This is a genomic window from Flavobacterium covae (genome assembly GCF_001534645.1).
In the GTDB taxonomy this organism is placed as follows: domain Bacteria; phylum Bacteroidota; class Bacteroidia; order Flavobacteriales; family Flavobacteriaceae; genus Flavobacterium; species Flavobacterium covae.
The window spans coordinates 900161-920924 of sequence record NZ_CP013992.1 but is presented as its reverse complement, the minus strand read 5'-3'; the positions used below and the strand labels follow the sequence as shown (position 1 = coordinate 920924).

Below are 20764 nucleotides of genomic sequence, written 5' to 3'. Positions count from 1 at the left end.
AAAAAAACGTATCATTCTTATTTAAAAGTTAATTAACTTACACACTTTGGTAAGATAGTTTCTTTATAAATTTCCACCTACCCCTTTAAACTTCTCCACAAATGCACTTATTTTTTGAAATACAATTTGTTTTTTTGTGAGGTATAAAGGATTTAAAGGACTCATTTTTGGTAAAATGGCATTGAGTTCTGTGCCGTTTTCACTTGCAAATTCACGTTTTAATGATGCCGTGATGTATCTTTTTGTGGCTTCTTCATTTAAATTCTCTTCTTCAATTAACTCTTTTGCTTCTATCTTTTGTTTTTGTTGTGCATATTTAAAGAATGAATCGATAATATTTGCTTTTTCTTCGATGGCGTCTAATTCTGTTTCGTTAATAAAATCAACTACTAAACTTTCTTTTGCTCTATTGCCAATACTAGCACGAATAACTCGACGAACTTCTTCTATTAACGCAGCTTTATCTTTGGACTTTTTATTGTGCTCAAAAATTAATTCCAGAATATAATCTAGGTTAATTTCTTGTGATTTTAATAAATCAATTTCAAATACTACATCATCCCAATCAATTTTTGATTCTTCCGCTTCCTTACCGTTTTTCTCACGACGTAACCAATCGCGAATGTCATTATAGGTGGAACGATAATCCTGAACGGTTCTTTCTGGCAATACACTTATTTCTTGCATTACGGCAATATCTTCATCAGATACAAAGTAAGTTTCCTTAAAAGCTTCGATTGCTTCACTATCATTTATATCAATATCCTGTAAAGCTTTTAGATGAGTAAATTCATCGTAATTCTGTAAAATATTCTCAACACGTAAGTATTCTCCGAAAAGTTTTGCAAACTCTTTTTTGTCTTTTTCGGTAACTATTTCATCTGGATTTGGAAACTTTTCATTTAACTCATTCACTACATCCTTAAATCCTCTACATGCTTTACCTGTAACAATATCTGTAAAACCTTCTAAATATTCTTTATAGCTTTTTTCAAGCACTACATTTTTGGTGTTTTTATCTCCAAATAAAGTAATAGCATCAATGGTAGCTTGTTCTAAATCTCGGAACGTTACAATATTTCCAAAAGTTTTGGTTGCATCGTAAATTCTATTCGTTCGTGAAAAGGCTTGCATTAACCCATGATAACGTAAATTCTTATCTACAAACAAGGTATTCAAGGTTGGCGCATCAAAACCGGTAAGAAACATTCCGACTACAATAATCAAGTCGATTTCTTTACTTTTTACGCGTTTTGCTAGGTCACGATAATATTCTTGGAATCCACTTTCAATGTTAAAATTCATTTTAAACATTGCATTATAATCGTTGATGGCTTTTGTTAAAAACTCTTTTGCACTCAAATCTAATGCAGTTGGCTCAAATGTTTCATCTAAAATCTCTCCGATGGAATTTTGCTCTTCGTTTGCTGCAAAAGAAAAAATGGTTGCTATTTTAAGCGGTTTTTCGCTGTCTTTTTGTAGGTTATTTAATTCCTCGTAATAACATTTAGCCGCATCCACACTACTTACGGCAAACATTGCGTTAAACCCAGCGTTGCCTCCTTTTGTTCTGTGTGTTTTTTGTCTGAAATTTTGTAAAATGTATTGCGAAATTTCTTTAATACGCTTCGGGTGCAGTAAAGCGGTATTGTTTTCGGCAGCGGTTAATTTTTTTTCGTCTTGTTCTGCTTCGATATTTTTAAATTGCGGGCGGACATTATTATAATCTACTTTGAACTTTAGTACTTTTTCATCTCTAATGGCATCTGTAATCACATAGGAATGTAACTCACGACCAAAAACACTTGCCGTAGTTTCTGCACCTAAAGCGTTTTGCGGAAAAATAGGCGTTCCTGTAAAACCAAATTGGTAGAATTTTTTAAACTTTTTATTTAGGTTTTTTTGTGCTTCGCCAAATTGTGAGCGATGTGCTTCATCAAAAATAAACACCACTTGCTTTTGATAAATAGCCAAATCACTTTCAGTTTTCATCAAGTTATTTAACTTTTGAATGGTGGTAACAATAATCTTATTATCATCTTTCTCTAAGTTGCGTTTTAAACCAGCCGTACTATCAGAGCCATTTACACTATCAGGCGAAAAGCGTTGGTATTCTTTCATGGTTTGAAAATCTAAATCTTTTCGATCGACCACAAAGAATACTTTGTCTATAAAATCCAGTTGGGTAGCTAAACGTGCGGCTTTAAAACTGGTTAGGGTTTTTCCTGAACCTGTGGTATGCCAAATGTACCCACCGCTCTCTACATTAGACCAATTTTTAGCGTTAAAAGAACTTTCTATTTTCCATAACATTCTTTCGGTAGCTGCTATTTGGTAAGGACGCATAACTAACAAGGTATCACTTGTATCAAAAACCGAATAGGTTAACAATACATGTAAAAGCGTATTTTTTTGAAAGAAGGTAGCCGTAAAATCTTTTAAGTCTTTAATTAAGGTATTATCGGCTTTTGCCCATTCCATAGTAAAGTCGAAACTGTTTTTATTGCGTTTCGTAGTGTTGGCAAAATATCGGGTATAGGTACCGTTAGAAATAACAAATAGTTGTAAGTATTTAAAAAGGGAATTGGTAGTATTGAAACTCTCTTTTGAATAACGGTGTACCTGATTGAAGGCTTCACGTATAGCCACTCCACGTTTTTTAAGTTCCACTTGTACCAAAGGCAACCCATTTACTAATATGGTAACATCGTAACGGTTGGCGTGGGTTCCTTTTTGTTCAAATTGAGAAATGACCTGCACTTTATTACGGGTAATATTCTTTTTATCTACTAAATAGATGTTTTGAATACGACCACTATCAAATACAAAATCGTGAATATAATTATCGTGTATTTTTCTTGTTTTATCTACTAAGTTATCGCTTGGTTTGTCTAAATATTCTTCTACAAAACGTGCCCATTCGCTATTGGTGAACTCCATGTTGTTTAATGCCTGTAGTTGTACCCGTACATTAGCTAACATGGATTCTATTGATTTAATATCGAAAGCATTTTCATATCCTTGATTGATTAAATCTTGGATAAATTCCTTTTCCAAAGCGGCTTCGGTTTGATACGTAGACGGTGAATCGTTAAATGCGGAATGTTTAGTATATTTATCTAAAACAATAAAATTGTTGGATTCGGCGATGGTTTTGTAGTTTGACATTTTATTTTTTTAGTTTATCGTTTTCCCATTTTTGTGGGTTGTTTATAATATAATTAGAAATTCGATGGTAAGCGTTTTCGTTACGGATGATGTGTTCCCAATAATTGCGTTGCCAGATTTTAAAATCTAAAGATTTAATTATTTCCGCGGTTGGGGCGGTTGGGGCGGTTGGGGCGAATTGCAATTCGCCCGTACTCAGGGCGAAATCCAATTCGCCTTTATTTGAGGCGAAATCCAATTCGCCTTTATTTGAGGCGAAATCCAATTCGCCTTTATTTGGGGCGAAATCCAATTCGCCTATATTTGAAGCGGAATTCAATTCGCCTTTATTTGGGGCGGAATTCAATTCGCCCGTGCTAATAATATCTTTATTATTTTCTAATATTAAATCCTTAATCTTTTTTATGGTGGCTATTTTATAGCCTCTAATTATTGAGCCGATAGTTTGGGATGGCGATTGAAATTTTCCAATTTCATCTTCTGTTCCTTTTTTTTGGGTAATTTCTATAATGCCGTGCATGTGATTGGGCATTACTACAGATTCATGAATCACGCAATTATCACGTACCTGCTCTGTATGATACCATTCTGTCAAGGCAATTTCTCCAAATGAATTTAAAATCATTTTGCCATTTTCAATGTGCCCAAATAGAGGGGCTCTATCCTCACAGCAAAGAGTTATAAAATACAATCCTGCCTGCGAATAATCGTATCCTTTTAATCGGATAGATTGACGATGATGAATATTTGGATTGTATTTCATTTATTTTATTTTATTTTTTATCGTCGTCGGGGCAAATTGTCGGGGCAAATTGTCGGGGCGAATTGTCGGGGCGAATTGCAATTCGCCCCTATCGTGATGCTGAAAACGATAATAACTGATTTCTATAATATTCATATTGTTTTTGTCTCAATTCTATCTCTTTTGGTAAACCTTCGCTTATGGAAGTGGTAAGCACGTCAAATTTATCTAATATGGAAACGATGCGCTCTTGTTCTTCAATTGATGGAACAGGGATTTTAAATTCTTTTACCTTAGTATCTGAAATAGCAGGATAAGCAGAACCACTTTGATTCTCCTCAACATATTTTTTGAACTCACTAGAAGTAATCCAATAATAAATCCATTTTGAGAGAATATGATTTGTGTCAGCTCTTAAAATGCAATATCCAGTACTTGCTATTTCACCTGAATATTCTTCTGTAATCAAACAAAGGCGCTGTTGAGTTGGTCTAGTAGTAGCAAAAATAACATCATTTTTTAAAATCAACTTTTGAGCTCTACTTGGTGCATTATTAGTGTTGATTTCGGTTGTTTCGATAATCGTATTTTTCTCGCGACAAACAGACGTCAAATCAATATATCGATAAGATTTATTTGTATCTCTCCAGCGAATATTTGAAGTTGGTAAAATAACATCTCCCATCGTTTTCCATTCTACACTATCATCAAAACGCAACAACTGCTCACGATAATAACTATACTGCTGTTTACGTGCTGTAAGTTCTGCTGTAAGTTCTGCTGTAAGTTCTGCTGTAAGTTCGGTGAAGGTATCAAGAATTCCAACTATTTTTTGTTGAATTTCGAGTGATGGGATGGGGATTTGAATACCACCGACCTTAGTTGTATTGATTGTTGGCACTCCTCCTTCGCTTTGCAATTCCGTAATACTCTTCTCTTTTGCTTTAAGGATATAAAATAAAAATTTACTATCAATTTTAGTCTTGTACTCCTCAAGAGGTAGAACTGAAAAACATTTGTCATTTAAGTAGAATTTACTTTCTAAATAACTAACATAACCTGCGTTAGCTCCAACACGTGAAATTGTAACAGTATTTTCAACTCTATTAAATTTCTCAAAGTAGCCCATTGGCTCTTTTCCTCCACTTATAATTGGATATGGAGCAGAATCTGAACTATCATTTTTAGTTATACCTTTCCCTGTCTTAATCTCACAAATTTCTCCTAAAGATTTCCATTCCACTTCCACACCTCCTGCCTGTTCGGCAGACAGGTCTAATAATTTATCTAAGAAACTCATGCTTCAATCTCTTTAATGATGTTATCAATATCGGCACGAAGTTGGTTTATTTTTACTACGGTTTTGGCAACTTGTTGGTTGAGTTCCTTAATATCTATTTTCTCACGATTATCTTTAGCTTCCACATACGAACTCACAGATAAGTTATAGTCGTTATCGGCAATTTTAGCATTGTCGATGGTAGTTGCTATATGAGGTACTTCTTCTTTGCTATCAAACATATCCATAATTTTATCAATATGTTCGTTAGTCAGCTCATTATTGTTGGTTACTTTTTTAAAGAAATTTTCGCCCGTAGCATCTATAAATTGGGTTTTGGTTTCAGTTTTGCTTTTAGAGAGTACCAAAATATTTACGGCTATAGAAGTACCATAAAAAAGGTTGGGTGCTAAAGCAATTACAGATTCAACAAAATTGTTATCTACTAAATATTTTCTAATTTTTTGTTCGGCACCGCCACGGTAAAAGATACCAGGGAAACAAACCAAAGCCGCTCGTCCTTTACCTGATAAATAACTTAAGCAATGCAAGACAAAGGCAAAATCGGCTTTTGATTTTGGTGCCAATACGCCTGCTGGCGCAAAACGGTCGTCGTTAATCAAGGTAGGGTCGTCAGAACCAATCCAATTTACTGAGTACGGTGGATTAGATACAATGGCATCAAACGGTTTGTCATCTAAAAAATGGGGGTCTAACAAGGTATTCCCTAAAGCAATGTTGAACTTATCGTAGTTGATGTTATGCAAAAACATATTCATACGCGCTAGGTTGTAAGTCGTATGATTGATTTCCTGCCCGAAGAATCCTTCTTCTATAATATGACTATCAAAGTGTTTTTTAGCTTGCAATAATAAAGAGCCTGAACCGGCAGCTGGGTCATAAATTTTATTCACCGTGGTTTGCTTGTGCATGGCTAATTGTGCAATCAGTTTCGATACCGTTTGTGGGGTAAAAAATTCACCTCCCGATTTACCTGCATTGGCAGCATAATTACCTATTAAAAACTCATAAGCGTCACCAAAAAGGTCAATTTGATTGTCTTCGAAATTACCAAAGTTTAATTCTTCAACTCCTTTTAGAACCTTAGCCAACCGATCATTTTTACTTTCAACCGTATTTCCTAAACGGGTACTTGTGGTATCAAAATCGGCAAACAAACCTTTGATATCTTGTTCTGAAGGATAGCCATTTGCTGAACTTTCAATAGCATCGAAAATCGCTTTTAAGTCGGTGTTCAGATTGGTGTTCGTATTGGCTGTTTTAGCCATATTTTCAAAAAGCTGACTTGGATAAATAAAATATCCTTTGGTTTTAATGGCATCGTCTTTAATTTCGGGCGTAATAATGCTGTCCGATAAGTTGGCGTAGTTAATGCTATCATCACCAGCTTCTATATAATTTTTGAAGTTTTCACTAATGAAGCGATAGAATAATGCGCCTAGAACGAATTGTTTGAAATCCCAACCATCTACGGCACCACGTACCTCGTTAGCGATTTTCCATATTTTATTTTGTAATTCTTGTTTTTGAATGGTGCTTGTCATCATTTTAAGTTGTAAATTCTAAATGCACTAAATTTTTAGAAAGAATTTTATTTGTTAAAGTTAATTAGATAATCTCCAAATATAGTGTTTTGAAATAACAAAAAAATCACACTTTATAGTGATTTTTTTTGATCAAGAACAAAAGTTAGGAATATTTATTAAACAAAAAACCCTAACTCCTTTATTTACAAGGGTTAGGGTTTTAAAGCTGCGGAGAAAGAGGGATTCGAACCCCCGGACCTGTTACAGTCAACAGTTTTCAAGACTGCCGCATTCGACCACTCTGCCATTTCTCCAGTATATTATGCACTACTTTTGTAATGCGAGTGCAAATATACAAATGTTTTTTAGTTTTACAAGTATTTTAAAACGATTTTTTTAAAAAAACAATTTCGTTTTATAAAGTTTTTAATATCAAATAATTAGTATTTTACATATTCTACAATTTCTAATCCGTAACCTATCATTCCTACGCGTTTTCCTACTTCTGTGTTAGAAACTAAACGAATTTTTGTAATATCTATATCATGAAGAATTTGAGCTCCTATCCCATAATCTTTACTATCTATTACTATTTTAGGGGCTTTCATTTCACCTTGTTGTTGTAATTCCTTTAATTCTGTAATACGATTTAAAAGGCTTATCGTTTGTATATCCTGATTAATAAAAATAACGGCTCCTTTTCCTTGTTCGTTAATAACTTTAAACATATCGTCTAATTGTTTATCAACATTATTGGTTAAGGTCCCTAGTAAGTCATTATTTACTTGAGATGAATTAATCCTTGTTAAAACAGCTTCACCTGAATTCCAGTTTCCTTTTGTTAGAGCAATATGAATTTGTTTGTTTGTTATTTGCTCATAGGCTCTTAAGCGAAAAACACCAAATCGAGTTTGTATATCAAAATCTTCTTTTTTTACAATTAGACTATCATGTTGCATTCTATAGGCTACTAAGTCCTCTATAGAAACCAATTTTAAATTAAATTTTTGAGCAACTTCAACTAATTGGGGCAATCTAGCCATTGTCCCATCTTCATTCATGATTTCTACAATAACTCCAGCTGGTTTTAAACCAGCCAAACGAGCAAAATCTATAGCTGCTTCTGTATGTCCTGTACGACGCAAAACGCCTCCTTTTTTTGCTATTAAAGGAAAAATATGTCCTGGACGTGCTAAATCAAAAGGTTTTGTATCAGGATTAACTAATGCTTGAATTGTTTTAGCTCTATCTGAAGCTGATATTCCTGTAGTAACACCATGTCCTTTTAAATCAACAGAAACCGTAAAAGCTGTTTCCATGTGATCCGTATTATTCGTTACCATTGGATTTAATCCTAGTTCTTTACAACGTGTTTCTGTAAGTGGTGCGCAAATAAGCCCTCTACCATACGTAGCCATAAAATTTACCATTTCTGGTGTTATTTTTTCAGCAGCAGCTAAAAAATCACCTTCATTTTCTCTATCCTCATCATCAACTACAATTATTACTTTTCCTTGACGGATATCTTCTATTGCTTCTTCAATGGTATTTAATTTAATGGTTTGTGTTTCCATTTTTGTTTTTTTTGAGTTGTGTTAGTTTTGTGTATATATTCTTAAATGGCTCTGTAATGAAGTCAAAATTAACATCACCATTATCATTTATTGCTTTCCTAGTTAAATAAATTGCCAAAGGAGTTAATAGTATAGATGCCAAGGAAGCTCCTAAAAAAACAGGAATTTGAGATTCTTGCGCCATTTTTTTACTAAATGTATTCATAAAATGAAACGAAATAAAGATGAGCATGGCAAATACAATTGGCAATCCTAATCCTCCTTTTCGGATAATAGCTCCTAAGGGTGCACCTATAAAAAACATGAGTATACAAGCGTAACTAAAAGTAAATTTTTCAAAAATAGCGTTCAGGTATCCGTTAATTTCTTTTTCCTTGGCTAGCATGGCAAACTCATACATTTCTAAATTACTTTTAGAACTTATTAAGTCGCTTTCTGCTACGTTTAAAACATTAATTTTAGATGTTTTTTCCTTAACAATACTTAACAAATCAATTTTTTTTGTATTCTTAATCTTTACTGTATCTACATTATAATTACTAGTAACTCCAAGACGTTGATAAGTATTATCGGCAAGTGCAATGAGTTCTTTATTGTAATTAGCTTTTAAGGAGTCTGCAGTATATTTTAGATCGTTAATTTTGAGCATTGCATCTGAATGTTTTAACTCATCTTTTAATGCTGCGCTTGTATTTAATTTGGATAAATCAATGTTGATTGTATATTTATTGAAAAAAACTTTTACAAAAGGTAATTTTTGACGCTGTTCGTAATTAACGGGACTAATATCCTCATAGTAATATCCTTCTTTTAGTACTAACTGTAACAAATCACTTGTCTCTGAAGATAACAAAAGACCTTCTTTTGATTTTATTACTGTTTTTGCTCCTTCTCCTGTGTTTGATTTTTTATGTATGGTAACTCCTTTTAATTTTTCTCCTTTTTCTCCTGTCTTTTTTTCAACTTTTATATTAAATTCTCCTATATCACAAAACTGTCCTTCTGCTATAGCCAGCGCAGGTTTAACCTGTGCTAAATTTCTTCTAAAATTAGTAAATTTATATTCAGAATAAGGTATAATATTATTGGCAAAAAAGAAAGCTAGGATACTCAAACCTAAAATAAACACTAGTAAGATTCTTAAGCTTCTAAAGAAAGAAACACCTGCTGATTTCATTGCAGCAAATTCATAATGTTCTGCTAAATCTCCAAATGTCATAATGGAAGCCAGTAGTACCGTCAAGGGAATGACCATTGGCATTAATTTAGGGGTTGCAAAAATTAAAAACTTGATAATCATAAAAAAATCAAGGTCTTTTCCTGCTAATTCAGATATAAATAACCAAACTGTTTGTAGAATAAATATAAAAAATAAGATTACAAATACTGATGTAAATGTAATCAAGAAAGATTTGAGTAAATATCGGTCTAGGATTTTCATTAGCAAAATTAATCCAGGTTATTGATGTAATAATTTGGGTATTTTGATTTTACAAAAGTAAAATAGTTTTTGGGTAAAGTTTCATTCGTTTTTAGAGAATCAACTAGTAAGGTTACTTTAGTACCGTTTTTATTTAATGTAATCGTATTGTAAATTAATTGTGTAGACAGATCCACTCCTACTAAAATTTGTTTACGATCATCTTTCGATCCTATTGGTATTAGTTTTATATATTGAATTTTTTTACCTTTAATTGTCTGACTGATATCCCAATTGTATTTAAACCCTTTATTAAAAAAGGTTAACATTTTAGCGGGTGTATCTGCTTCTTCCTCATTTCCAACTTTTGCAATTGAGATTTCTTCGTCTTCTTTTGATATAGTATATACCTTGGTTCCATCGCATATTTTTGTAACACCAAGAAAATTTAAAAGATACTTATTACCTGATAAAGCAACACTCCCTTTATTATCTTGATTAATTCCTTCCTTTGTATTTTGTAAATTATATTTAAAATCTACTCTAATCGTTTTAAAAGACTTAACTTTTGCTGCTACTTTATCTAACAAAGCTTTTGCTTTTGCTTCATTTTGAGCTTGAAAAGTAAAAGATGTTAAGACTAATAGTAATGCAATTATTTTTTTCATTTTATTTTTAATTGTTTTTCTCATTATTTAAAAAATGTTCTAGAGCCACTAAATCAGGTATATTTACGGTACGAGCTTTGCTACCTTCAAAAGGCCCTACAATACCTGCTGCTTCTAACTGATCTATTAATCGGCCTGCACGGTTATAACCTAACTTTAGTTTTCGTTGAATTAAAGAAGCTGAACCTTGTTGAGCTGTAACGATTACCTCGGCAGCATCTCTAAAGAGAGAATCTCGTTCTGAAATATCTATATCAAGACTTGACCCACTTCCTTCTTCACCAATAAACTCAGGGAGCAAATAAGCGTTTGGATAGGCTTTTTGAGCGCCAATATACTCTGTTATTTTTTCTACTTCTGGAGTATCAACAAAAGCACATTGTACACGCACTAAATCATTTCCATTTGTGTATAATAAATCTCCTCTACCTATTAGCTGATCAGCTCCTTGTTGATCTAAAATGGTTCTAGAGTCTATTTTAGAAGTTACTCTAAAAGCAATACGAGCAGGGAAATTGGCTTTAATAATACCTGTAATTACATTTACTGAAGGACGTTGCGTAGCTATTATTAAATGAATACCAATTGCTCGAGCTAATTGCGCTAAACGAGCAATGGGCGTTTCAACTTCTTTACCAGCCGTCATAATTAAGTCCGCAAACTCATCAACTACAAGAACAATATAAGGTAAAAATCTATGTCCTTGTTCAGGATTTAACTTACGTTGTTTAAACTTTTCGTTGTATTCTTTTATATTACGAACCATCGCATCTTTTAATAAAGAGTAGCGATTATCCATTTCTACACACAATGAATTTAGTGTAGTAATTACCTTTGAATTATCTGTTATAATAGCATCTTCTGTATCAGGTAATTTTGCCAAATAATGCCTTTCTATCTTATTAAAAAGAGTTAGTTCAACTTTTTTAGGATCTACTAGAACAAACTTGACTTCGGCTGGATGTTTTTTGTATAACAATGAAGTAAGTACAGCATTTAAACCAACTGATTTACCTTGTCCTGTTGCTCCCGCCATTAACAAGTGAGGCATTTTAGCTAAATCAACCACAAATGTTTCATTTGAAATTGTTTTCCCTAAAGCTATTGGCAACTCCATTTCTGCTTCTTGAAATTTCGCTGAGGCTATTACCCCTTTCATAGGAACTAACGTTGGGTTTTTATTAGGTACCTCAATACCTATAGTTCCTTTACCTGGCATTGGGGCTATAATACGAATACCTAATGCTGCTAAGGAAAGTGCTATATCATCTTCTAAACTTTTTATTTTAGAAATACGAACTCCTGCTTCTGGTACTATTTCATATAAAGTTACAGAAGGACCGACAGTAGCTTTTATCTGAGCTATGTCTATTTTATAGTTTCGAAGTGTTTCTACAATACGATTTTTATTTTCTTCTAATTCTTCCTGATTAATTGTTATGCCTCCGGAACCGTATTCTTTTAACAAATCTATTGTTGGAAATTTATAATTAGAAAGATCTAGAGTTGGATCAAATTCACCAAAATGAGCTACTAAACGCTCTGCTAAATTTTCTTCTATAATATCTTCTTCTTCTATTTTTTGAATTACTAATTCATCTGAGGTAGATTCTGACTCAATTAAGGGTTTTATAATAGGATTAACATCTAAGGTTAATTCTGAAGAGTTCCCTTTAATGGGCTTCAAAAAATCATCATTAATTTCTTGCTGAGAAGGAATGGTTTTTAGTATTATCCCTTCTAAATCTTCATCCTCATATTCTTCTTCTATAGGTTTTATGGGGTCTGTAAAAACGTTTTTATTCTTTAAAACGGGTTGTATTTCGTCCTCATGAACAACAAACTCTTCTAAATTATAAGCTGTTGTACTTTCTTTAGACAACGGGTTTTTAAAATCTTCTTTTAATTCTGATTTTGTTTTTTCAAAAGCGGCTTTTATTTTCTCAGGCGATATTTTTATTTTAAAGATAAGGTAAATAAAAATTCCAAAAAGTAATGTAAGTAAAGTACCTGCTTTCCCTAAATAATCTTGTAAAAAAGAATTCATTTCAAATCCAATTACTCCGCCTAATTCTGGAAGAGAGGTACTAAAAAAACCAAAAAGAATAGACAGAATTATTATTACAAAAATATCCCAAAACCATGTTTTTTTTAATTTAGAAACAGCTAAATCTAGAACCAAATAAGAACCTGTTAAAAACAACAAACGAACGAACAAAAATGCCGCAACGCCAAATCCTTGGTAAACAAAGGAATTAGCTAAAAATACGCCGAATTTACCTAACCAATTTTGAACCTGTGATTCTCTATTACTAAATTCATGTATTTCGCTTTGATCTAATTTGCCATTGACAAAATAAGAAACAAAGGAAATTGCCAACGCTATAGAGAATAGTATCAGTAAAATTCCAAATGTAATTTTTTGCTGACGATTTAATGAAAATCGTCTTTGTATAATTTCAGATTCTACTTCGGCAGATGTGTTTTCTTTCTTTTTTGATTTAGCCATTATAATTTAAAAAAATAGGTCGATTTATAACAATTTAGCTTACAACATTTTAGGCAAATAAATAAAGCTTCCTATAGCAAAAGCTGTCATAGCTGCAAAAAAAACAGCCCCAGCCGCAATATCTTTTATAAAGCCAATTTTTTCATGAAAATCGGGATGTACAAAATCAGCTAATTTTTCAACCGCTGTATTCAATCCTTCGATACTTAAAACCAATCCAAAGGCAAATATCTGAAACATCCACTCTTCACGAGTAATTTGAAAATAATATCCTGCTAATGACATTAAAACCGCCAAGGAAGACTGAACCATTACGCTATGTTCAGTAGTAATTAATTTAAACGCTCCTTTAGCAGCAAATCCTATACTCTTTAATCTACCTGTAAATAAGGTTTCGTCTTTTTCAAATTTCATTATAAAGAAGCTAAAGCAGATTCATAATTAGGTTCTTGAGCAATTTCTGCTACTTGCTCCGTATATTTTACTACTCCGTTTTCATCTAATACTATTACACAACGTGAGTGCAAACCTGCCAAAGGCCCTTCTACTATAGTCAAACCATAATCAGCCCCAAAATCACCTGTTTTAAAATCTGAAAGATTAATAACATTATCTAATCCTTCTGCTCCACAAAAACGAGTTTGCGCAAATGGTAAATCTCTAGAAATACACAATACTTTTGTATTTTCTAAATTCGATGCGGTTTCATTAAATTTTCGAACAGAAGCAGCACAAATTCCAGTATCTATACTAGGAAAAATATTTAACACTAATTTTTGTCCTTTAAAATCTTCTAGTGTCTTTACGGATAAATCCGTTGCTACTAATTCAAACGATTTTGCCACTGATCCTACTACAGGTAATTCTCCAACTGTATTTATCGCATTTCCTTTAAATGTTATCTGTCCCATAATTTTATTTTTTTAAAGCTCCAAAAATAAGGATATTTTTCAAATATTTTTTCTTAATAAAAGTGTAATTATTTATATTTAATATCGTAATATTGCAATATGTAAATAAAAAAAATATGGGAGCCTCAAAATCAGCCTTTTTCAGTAATTCACAAAATGAATTAGCCAATTTATTTAAAGCTCTGAGTAATCCTGCTCGTTTAGCTATTATAGAGTATTTAATAAAAGTAAACTCCTGTATTTGCAATGATATAGTAGAAGAATTACCCCTAGCCCAACCTACTATTTCACAACATTTAAAAGAGCTAAAACAGGTAGGGCTCATTAAAGGAAATATAGAAGGAAAATCTATTTGCTATTGTATAAATAAAGAAACATTACAAAAAATAGAACATTATTTTTTGTTCTTAGAAAATATAAAAAACACTAATTGTTGTCAATAATCAAAAAATATATACTTAACACTACAAATTTCACATAGCCTATGAAATTATCTGAATTTAAACAACACTTATCAAAACTTGATTCTTTTGATATTTCATTTGTTGACGGAACTTTTATTCCAAAACATTTCCATATTACAGAAATGGGAGTATTAAACAAAAAATACACTGATTGTGGAAATACATTTAGAGAAGAAAATTATTTTACCTTTCAACTATGGCACGCAGAAGATACTTGCCATAGATTAACCAGTCATAAAACAATTAAAATAATTGAAGCCATAGAAAAAAATATTGTTTGTAGTGATTATGAAATATTAGTAGAATATCAGGACAAAAATACTATTGGCAAATACAGATTAGATTTTCAAAAAGAACACTTCGTGCTTTTACCTACTCAAACAACTTGTCTTGCTCAAGATAATTGTGGAATTCCGAATGAAAAAATTAAAAAAAATTTAAATGAACTTGTTAACTCTTGTATACCCAATTCTGGTTGTTGTTAGATTATGAATAAAAAAGCACACTGGGAAAATGTTTTTTCCACAAAAAAAGAAAACGAAGTTAGTTGGTACGAAAAAAAACCTGAAACTTCTATTCAATCTATTCAAAAACTCAATCTTCCAAAAGATGCTAAAATAATAGATGTTGGAGGTGGTGATAGTTATCTAATAGATTCTCTTTTAGATCTAGGTTACACCAATTTATATTTATTAGACATTTCAAATAAAGCAATTGAACGAATACAAAAAAGATTACAAGCAAATTCTGATAAAGTTCATTTTATAACTAGTGACATCATACAATTTATGCCCAAAGAAAAATTTGATGTTTGGCATGATAGAGCTTCTTTTCACTTCTTAACCAACCCTATTCATATTAATATCTATAAAAAAATAGCCATTGAGAGTATAAAAGAAAACGGTACACTTATTCTTGGCACATTCTCAACATCTGGTCCTTTAAAATGCAGTGGTCTTCCTATCACACAATACACTGCTAGTGGATTAAAAGAAATTTTTGAATCTGATTTTCAACTTATAGAAAATCGTGACATAGAACACAAAACACCTTTTGAAACAATCCAAAATTTTATATTTTGTACTTTTAAAAAAAACGCTTATGCTTTTAAATCTATCTAAAAACATTAAAAAAATAGCGTCGTTTTCACCTTCTAGCGACCGAAAATTAATTCTTCAACCGCTCATTGAATATATAAAAGAAAAAACAGAAGAGAAAGAAAACATCAATCTTAATTTTATTTGCACGCACAATTCCAGAAGAAGTCATCTTTCACAAATATGGGCTCAAACTTTAGCTTCTTATTTTGAGATACCTAATATTTATTGCTATTCTGGAGGAACAGAAAGTACCACTTTCTTTCATAAGGTAATTGAAACTCTAAAAAAACAAGGTTTTTCCATCATTCAATTAAGTAATGAAGCAAATGCTATTTATAGTGTAAAATATGATGAAAACAAGACTGGGATTATTTGTTTTTCAAAAACTTATGATCACGCATTTAATCCTAAATCAAATTTTGCGGCTATTATGACTTGTAGTAATGCAGATGAGGGATGTCCTATTGTTATAGGAGCAGATAAAAAAATTACAATAAGATATGAGGATCCTAAATTATTTGACAACACAGAACTAATGGATTTAAAGTACGAAGAAAAAAGCATTGAAATTGCAAGTGAATTTTATTATATTTTTTCAGAAATTAAAAAATATATACTAAAAAACGTATAAATCAAATAACGTGAAAAGCCGGCATTTGCTGGCTTTCATCTTTATTTATCAATAGATCCTAACACGCGTTTCATAAATTCATTTAACGCTACCTTTTTTTCTTTTCCTTCTTTAACTAATTTTTGAACTTCCAAAGCTCCATAAAGATTAGAAATTAACTCTCCAATAACGTCTATTTCTTCATCTTTTAACGACTCTAACTCCGTAAGATTTTCCAGTACAGCAATTGTTTCTACTAAATAATCACTGTCATTTTCTTCTATAAACTGAGTCAAATGTTTTATAACAGGTAATTTCATAATTTCTTTTTCTTAAAGAATTTCACTAACTAATTCACTTAATACTTCTGCTTTATTAGTTTGTGTTTCTTTTACTAATTTTCCATTAACAAAAGTTGCAAATGTAGGCAAATTAGAAACATTTGCTAATTTTCTAGATTCTGGTGAATTTTCAGCATCTACAATTACAAAGGTAAGACCTTCATTTTCAGTTGATAATTTTTTAAACTTTGGCTTCATAATTCTACAATTACCACACCATGACGCAGAAAATTGTACAATTACTTTTTCATTTTCGTTAATTACGTTTTGTAATATATCTTCGTTTAATTCTAGTAACATATTTTTAAAAATTGTAATACCAATGACAATGCTTATTATTGACAAAACATTGCCATTGATATATTGTAAAATTATTTGGAATAAATTAGTTTTGACTTAAGTAAGCAGCTGTACTTAATCTATCTGCATTCATAGCTTCTTTACCTTCTTCCCAGTTTGCAGGACAAACTTCTCCTTTCGTTTGGACGTGTGTATAAGCATCTACTAAACGTAAATATTCACCTACATTTCTTCCTAATGGCATATCATTTACACTTTCGTGGAATATTTTTCCTGTTTCATCAATTAAGTAAGTAGCACGGAAAGTTACATTTGAACCATCTAATAAAATATCATCAGATTCTTCATCATATACCTCTTCTGCATCTAAAATACCTAATGCTTTAGATAAATTACGAGTAGTATCAGCTAATAATGGGTATGTAACACCTTCAATACCTCCATTATTTTTAGGTGTATTTAACCATGCAAAATGCACTTCATTCGTATCACAAGAAGCTCCTATTACAACTGTGTTTCTTTTTTCAAATTCTGGTAAAGCAGCTTGAAAAGCATGTAATTCAGTTGGGCAAACAAATGTAAAATCTTTTGGATACCAAAATAATAAAACTTTCTTATTATTTTTTGTTGCTTCTTCAAGAACATTAATTCTTAAATTGTCTCCCATTTCTGAAATTGCATCTACCGTAATATTTGGAAATTTTTTGCCTACTAAAGCCATAATATTTAATTGTTAAATTATTGTTTTCTGGATGCAAATTTAGCTATTAAAAACACTCTTTTTACCCTCCTAACCTATTAATTTTCTATTGAAACATAAATATTCTTTATAGCTCTAATAAGCCTTTATTCAAACTAAAACAAAACAATAACACTATAAGAAATATTTATTAAAAATAAAAAATGAATAAATAAAATCACTTTAGTTTTGCCTAAGAAATAAGAAATTAAACAAATACAACAATACACCATTAAAATAGTATAGTGAACCTAATATAAACTTTTAAAAACGCATTATACACCTTTTAATAAAAAGTATTGTTTATAAAGTTTAAACCTTATTCTTCATTATTAATTAATTATAAAACGATTGAAAATGAGTTATAATAAAGAAAACAAAATGACATCAGTATCAGGCAGACCTATAGCTGATAATCAAAATTCCCTAACTGCTGGCAAAAGAGGACCAATGCTTTTACAAGATATTTGGTTTTTAGAAAAACTAGCTCATTTTGATAGGGAAGTAATTCCTGAAAGACGTATGCACGCAAAAGGTTCAGCTGCATTTGGAACGTTTACCGTTACACATGATATTACCCAGTATACCAAAGCTAAAATATTTTCTGAAATTGGCAAACAAACAGATTTATTTTTAAGGTTTTCAACAGTTGCTGGAGAACGCGGAGCAGCTGATGCAGAAAGAGATATTCGTGGTTTTGCAGTGAAATTCTACACTGAAGAAGGCAATTGGGACTTAGTAGGAAACAATACTCCTGTATTTTTTATTCGTGATCCGTATAAATTTCCAGATTTAAACAAAGCGGTAAAAAGAGATCCTGGAACAAATCTTAGAAGTGCTAATAATAATTGGGATTATTGGACATTGTTACCCGAATCTTTACATCAAATCACCATGACTATGAGTGAACGTGGTATTCCTAAAAGTTACCGTCACATGAATGGTTATGGTAGCCATACATTTAGCTTTATAAATGCTCACAATGAGCGTTTTTGGGTGAAATTTCATTTTAAAACAGCTCAAGGAATAGAATGTTTAACGGATCAAGAATCAGAAATAATAATAGGAAAAGATAGAGAAAGTCATCAAAGAGACTTATACAACAGCATCAAAGAAGGAAATTATCCAAAATGGCACCTGAAAGTACAAATAATGCCTGAAGAAGATGCTAAAACATATCCTTTTAATCCTTTTGATTTAACAAAAGTTTGGCCTCATAGTGATTATCCTCTTATTGATGTTGGAGTATTAGAATTAAATAAAAATCCTGAAAACTATTTTGCAGACGTAGAGCAATCTGCCTTTAACCCAGCAAACATCGTTCCTGGTATAGGCTTTTCTCCCGATAGAATGTTACAAGGTAGACTCTTTTCTTACGGAGATACACAACGCTACAGATTAGGAGTTAATCATTATCAAATCCCTGTAAACGCCCCAAGATGTCCGTTTCATAATCATCATAAAGATGGTGCTATGCGTATTGACGGTAACGGCGGAGGAACAGTACATTATGAACCTAATAGTTATGGAAAATGGCAAGAACAAAAAGAATATAGAGAACCTGCTTTAGCTCTGGAAGGAGCTGCTGATCATTGGGACTTTAGAGAAGATGATAATGATTACTACACACAACCAGGTAACCTATTTAGAATCATGACTCCTGAACAACAACAAACATTGTTTGAAAACACAGCACGTTCTGTAGGAGGAGCTGAAAGATTTATACAAGAACGTCATATTCATAATTGTTACAAAGCAGACCCTAACTATGGCAAAGGAGTTGCCGCAGCTTTAGGCATCAGCTTAACCGATTTAGATTTAATATAAATATTTAAATAGTAATGAGAAAATCATTTTTAACCTGTGCATCACTTATTATTTCAATGAGTGCATTTGCCCAAAAAACACTTACAACCAGTGCTGGAGCACCTGTAAATGGTGACTTACAGTCCTTAACTCTAGGACCAAATGGTCCTGTTTTACTAGAAGATGTGCATTTAATTGAAAAATTACAACATTTTAGTAGAGAAAGAATTCCTGAACGTGTTATGCACCCAAGAGGAACTGGCGCTCAAGGTTATTTCATTTTAACTAAAAATATCAGCGATCTTACTAAAGCTAAAATCTTTACAGAGGTAAATAAAAAAACTCCTGTTTTAGTTCGTTTCTCAAGCGTTATTCACTCTAAAGGTTCTCCTGAAACAGCAAGAGATCCAAGAGGATTTGCTATAAAATTCTATACAGAAGAAGGAAACTGGGATTTAGTAGGCAATCATATACCTACATTTTTTATACGAGACGCTATTAAATTTCCTGATTTCACACACGCTAACAAACCATCTCCTATCACGGATCTTCAGGATGAAAATAGAATTTTTGATTACTTCTCAAAAACACCAGAAGCTACTCAAACATTAACTTGGTTAATGTCTGATAATGGAACCCCTAAATCTTATAGAGAAATGGATGGTTTTGGCGTAAATACATTTAAATTTATTAATGACAAAGGAGACATTTCTTGGGTTAAATTTCATTTCAAATCATTACAAGGAATTAAAAATTTAACAGCAGAAGAAGTAATTCAAGTGCAAGGGAAAGACTTTAGTCACATGACCCGAGACTTATACGATAACATTGCTGCTGGTAATTTTCCTAAATGGGATTTATATGTACAAATAATACCTAATAAAGACATTAACAAATACGATTTTAATATTTTTGATGACACAAAACAATGGTTTAATGTTGAAGAAATAAAAGTAGGTACACTAGTTTTAGATCGTATACCAGCAAACTTCTTTCAATATACAGAAAGTGCTGCTTTTGCTCCTTCTAGAGTAATACCTGGAATTGGTTTTTCTCCTGACAAAATGCTTCAAGGTAGAAATTTTTCTTATGCTGATGCACAAATGTACAGATTAGGTAAAAATCATCAATTATTACCAGCTAATAGACCTTTAGTAAAAGTAAATAATTACCATATAGACGGTGCAATGAATTTTGAAGAAAGAACAGGAGACACAAACTACTTTCCTAGTCATAATAATCCTACATATACAGAATTCAACGCAGATGATAAAAGACTTTTAGACGGTTATATGGTACGTGAAGAAATAAAAGACTCTAAAGATTTTTATCAAGCAGGTATCTTATATCGAGGTTACTCAAAACAAGAAAAAGATAACTTAATAAAAAACTGGACTAATAATTTAAGTAAAGTTAAAGATAAAAACATTCAGGCTACCATTGTTAGCTTTTTATACAAAGCAGATCAAGAATACGGAACAAGAGTTGGTAATGCTCTAGGTTTATCTAAAGATAGTTATAATAAATAAATTCCCTTAACTCGTTAGAATGCTATAATATTAGTTTTTAACCGTTCTAATATCTAT

The 20764-nt window shown here is 31.8% G+C and carries 19 protein-coding genes and 1 tRNA gene; 6 read left to right on the top strand and 14 right to left on the bottom strand.

All coding sequences use genetic code 11. The features are described from left to right. Positions 1–63: 63 nt before the first annotated feature. The 11 genes from AWN65_RS04060 to tpx all read right to left on the bottom strand — a co-directional run bounded on the left by AWN65_RS04060 (position 64) and on the right by tpx (position 13818). Positions 64–3168, bottom strand: coding sequence for a type I restriction endonuclease subunit R (locus AWN65_RS04060; RefSeq protein WP_060381990.1), 3105 nt, complete (start codon positions 3166–3168; stop codon positions 64–66). Between the two features lies 1 nt (position 3169). Continuing rightward, complete coding sequence (locus tag AWN65_RS14745; protein ID WP_060381989.1) at positions 3170–3931, bottom strand: transposase; 762 nt, start codon at positions 3929–3931, stop codon at positions 3170–3172. 88 nt (positions 3932–4019) lie between these two features. Further along, on the bottom strand, positions 4020–5210 hold the full coding sequence (locus AWN65_RS04050) for a restriction endonuclease subunit S (protein ID WP_060381988.1): 1191 nt from the start codon (positions 5208–5210) through the stop codon (positions 4020–4022). Further along, the gene (locus AWN65_RS04045) at positions 5207–6754 is read right to left on the bottom strand and encodes a type I restriction-modification system subunit M (RefSeq protein ID WP_060381987.1); all 1548 of its coding nucleotides are present in this window, start codon (positions 6752–6754) and stop codon (positions 5207–5209) included. Before AWN65_RS04045 ends, AWN65_RS04050 begins: the two co-directional genes overlap by 4 nt. Before the next feature lie 211 nt (positions 6755–6965). Further along, positions 6966–7050: transfer RNA gene (locus AWN65_RS04040), tRNA-Ser, on the bottom strand. 126 nt (positions 7051–7176) lie between these two features. Next, the gene (ribB, locus tag AWN65_RS04035) at positions 7177–8310 is read right to left on the bottom strand and encodes a 3,4-dihydroxy-2-butanone-4-phosphate synthase (protein ID WP_060381986.1); all 1134 of its coding nucleotides are present in this window, start codon (positions 8308–8310) and stop codon (positions 7177–7179) included. Beyond that, positions 8291–9751, bottom strand: coding sequence for an LptF/LptG family permease (locus AWN65_RS04030; RefSeq protein ID WP_060381985.1), 1461 nt, complete (start codon positions 9749–9751; stop codon positions 8291–8293). The genes ribB and AWN65_RS04030 overlap by 20 nt, the downstream gene beginning before the upstream one ends. 8 nt (positions 9752–9759) lie before the next feature. After that, the gene (locus AWN65_RS04025) at positions 9760–10398 is read right to left on the bottom strand and encodes a LolA family protein (protein ID WP_235588343.1); all 639 of its coding nucleotides are present in this window, start codon (positions 10396–10398) and stop codon (positions 9760–9762) included. A 7-nt stretch (positions 10399–10405) separates the two neighbouring features. After that, entirely contained in the window at positions 10406–12907 is a 2502-nt protein-coding gene (locus AWN65_RS04020) for a DNA translocase FtsK (protein ID WP_060381983.1), read from the bottom strand. Positions 12908–12946: 39 nt separating this feature from the next. Beyond that, positions 12947–13321, bottom strand: coding sequence for a diacylglycerol kinase family protein (locus AWN65_RS04015; RefSeq protein WP_060381982.1), 375 nt, complete (start codon positions 13319–13321; stop codon positions 12947–12949). Continuing rightward, on the bottom strand, positions 13321–13818 hold the full coding sequence (gene tpx, locus AWN65_RS04010) for a thiol peroxidase (protein WP_060381981.1): 498 nt from the start codon (positions 13816–13818) through the stop codon (positions 13321–13323). Before tpx ends, AWN65_RS04015 begins: the two co-directional genes overlap by 1 nt. Before the next feature lie 116 nt (positions 13819–13934). Here tpx and AWN65_RS04005 point away from each other — a divergent pair, with 116 nt between their 5' ends. Genes AWN65_RS04005 through AWN65_RS03990 form a run of 4 tightly spaced genes read left to right on the top strand, consistent with a single transcriptional unit; the run spans position 13935 to position 16013 of the window. Then, the gene (locus AWN65_RS04005) at positions 13935–14261 is read left to right on the top strand and encodes an ArsR/SmtB family transcription factor (RefSeq protein ID WP_060381980.1); all 327 of its coding nucleotides are present in this window, start codon (positions 13935–13937) and stop codon (positions 14259–14261) included. A gap of 41 nt (positions 14262–14302) precedes the next feature. Then, the gene (locus AWN65_RS04000; RefSeq protein ID WP_060381979.1) at positions 14303–14767 is read left to right on the top strand and encodes a DUF6428 family protein; all 465 of its coding nucleotides are present in this window, start codon (positions 14303–14305) and stop codon (positions 14765–14767) included. 3 nt (positions 14768–14770) lie between these two features. Continuing rightward, positions 14771–15403, top strand: coding sequence for a class I SAM-dependent methyltransferase (locus AWN65_RS03995; protein ID WP_060381978.1), 633 nt, complete (start codon positions 14771–14773; stop codon positions 15401–15403). Further along, positions 15384–16013, top strand: coding sequence for an arsenate-mycothiol transferase ArsC (locus AWN65_RS03990; protein WP_060381977.1), 630 nt, complete (start codon positions 15384–15386; stop codon positions 16011–16013). The genes AWN65_RS03995 and AWN65_RS03990 overlap by 20 nt, the downstream gene beginning before the upstream one ends. 41 nt (positions 16014–16054) lie before the next feature. On the opposite strand, the gene AWN65_RS03985 is transcribed toward AWN65_RS03990, so the two are convergent. From AWN65_RS03985 to AWN65_RS03975, 3 genes are all read right to left on the bottom strand, one after another. Further along, positions 16055–16312 carry a DUF6952 family protein gene (locus AWN65_RS03985; RefSeq protein ID WP_060381976.1) on the bottom strand — a complete coding sequence of 86 codons (258 nt, stop codon included), beginning with the start codon at positions 16310–16312 and terminating at the stop codon, positions 16055–16057. 12 nt (positions 16313–16324) lie between these two features. Further along, the gene (locus AWN65_RS03980; RefSeq protein ID WP_014164670.1) at positions 16325–16633 is read right to left on the bottom strand and encodes a thioredoxin family protein; all 309 of its coding nucleotides are present in this window, start codon (positions 16631–16633) and stop codon (positions 16325–16327) included. 85 nt (positions 16634–16718) lie between these two features. Further along, complete coding sequence (locus AWN65_RS03975) at positions 16719–17354, bottom strand: peroxiredoxin (protein ID WP_060381975.1); 636 nt, start codon at positions 17352–17354, stop codon at positions 16719–16721. A gap of 375 nt (positions 17355–17729) precedes the next feature. On the opposite strand from AWN65_RS03975, the gene AWN65_RS03970 reads away from it, so the two are divergent. Then, positions 17730–19199, top strand: coding sequence for a catalase (locus AWN65_RS03970; RefSeq protein ID WP_060381974.1), 1470 nt, complete (start codon positions 17730–17732; stop codon positions 19197–19199). Positions 19200–19213: 14 nt separating this feature from the next. Then, positions 19214–20707, top strand: coding sequence for a catalase (locus AWN65_RS03965; RefSeq protein WP_060381973.1), 1494 nt, complete (start codon positions 19214–19216; stop codon positions 20705–20707). The last annotated feature ends 57 nt before the right edge of the window (positions 20708–20764 follow it).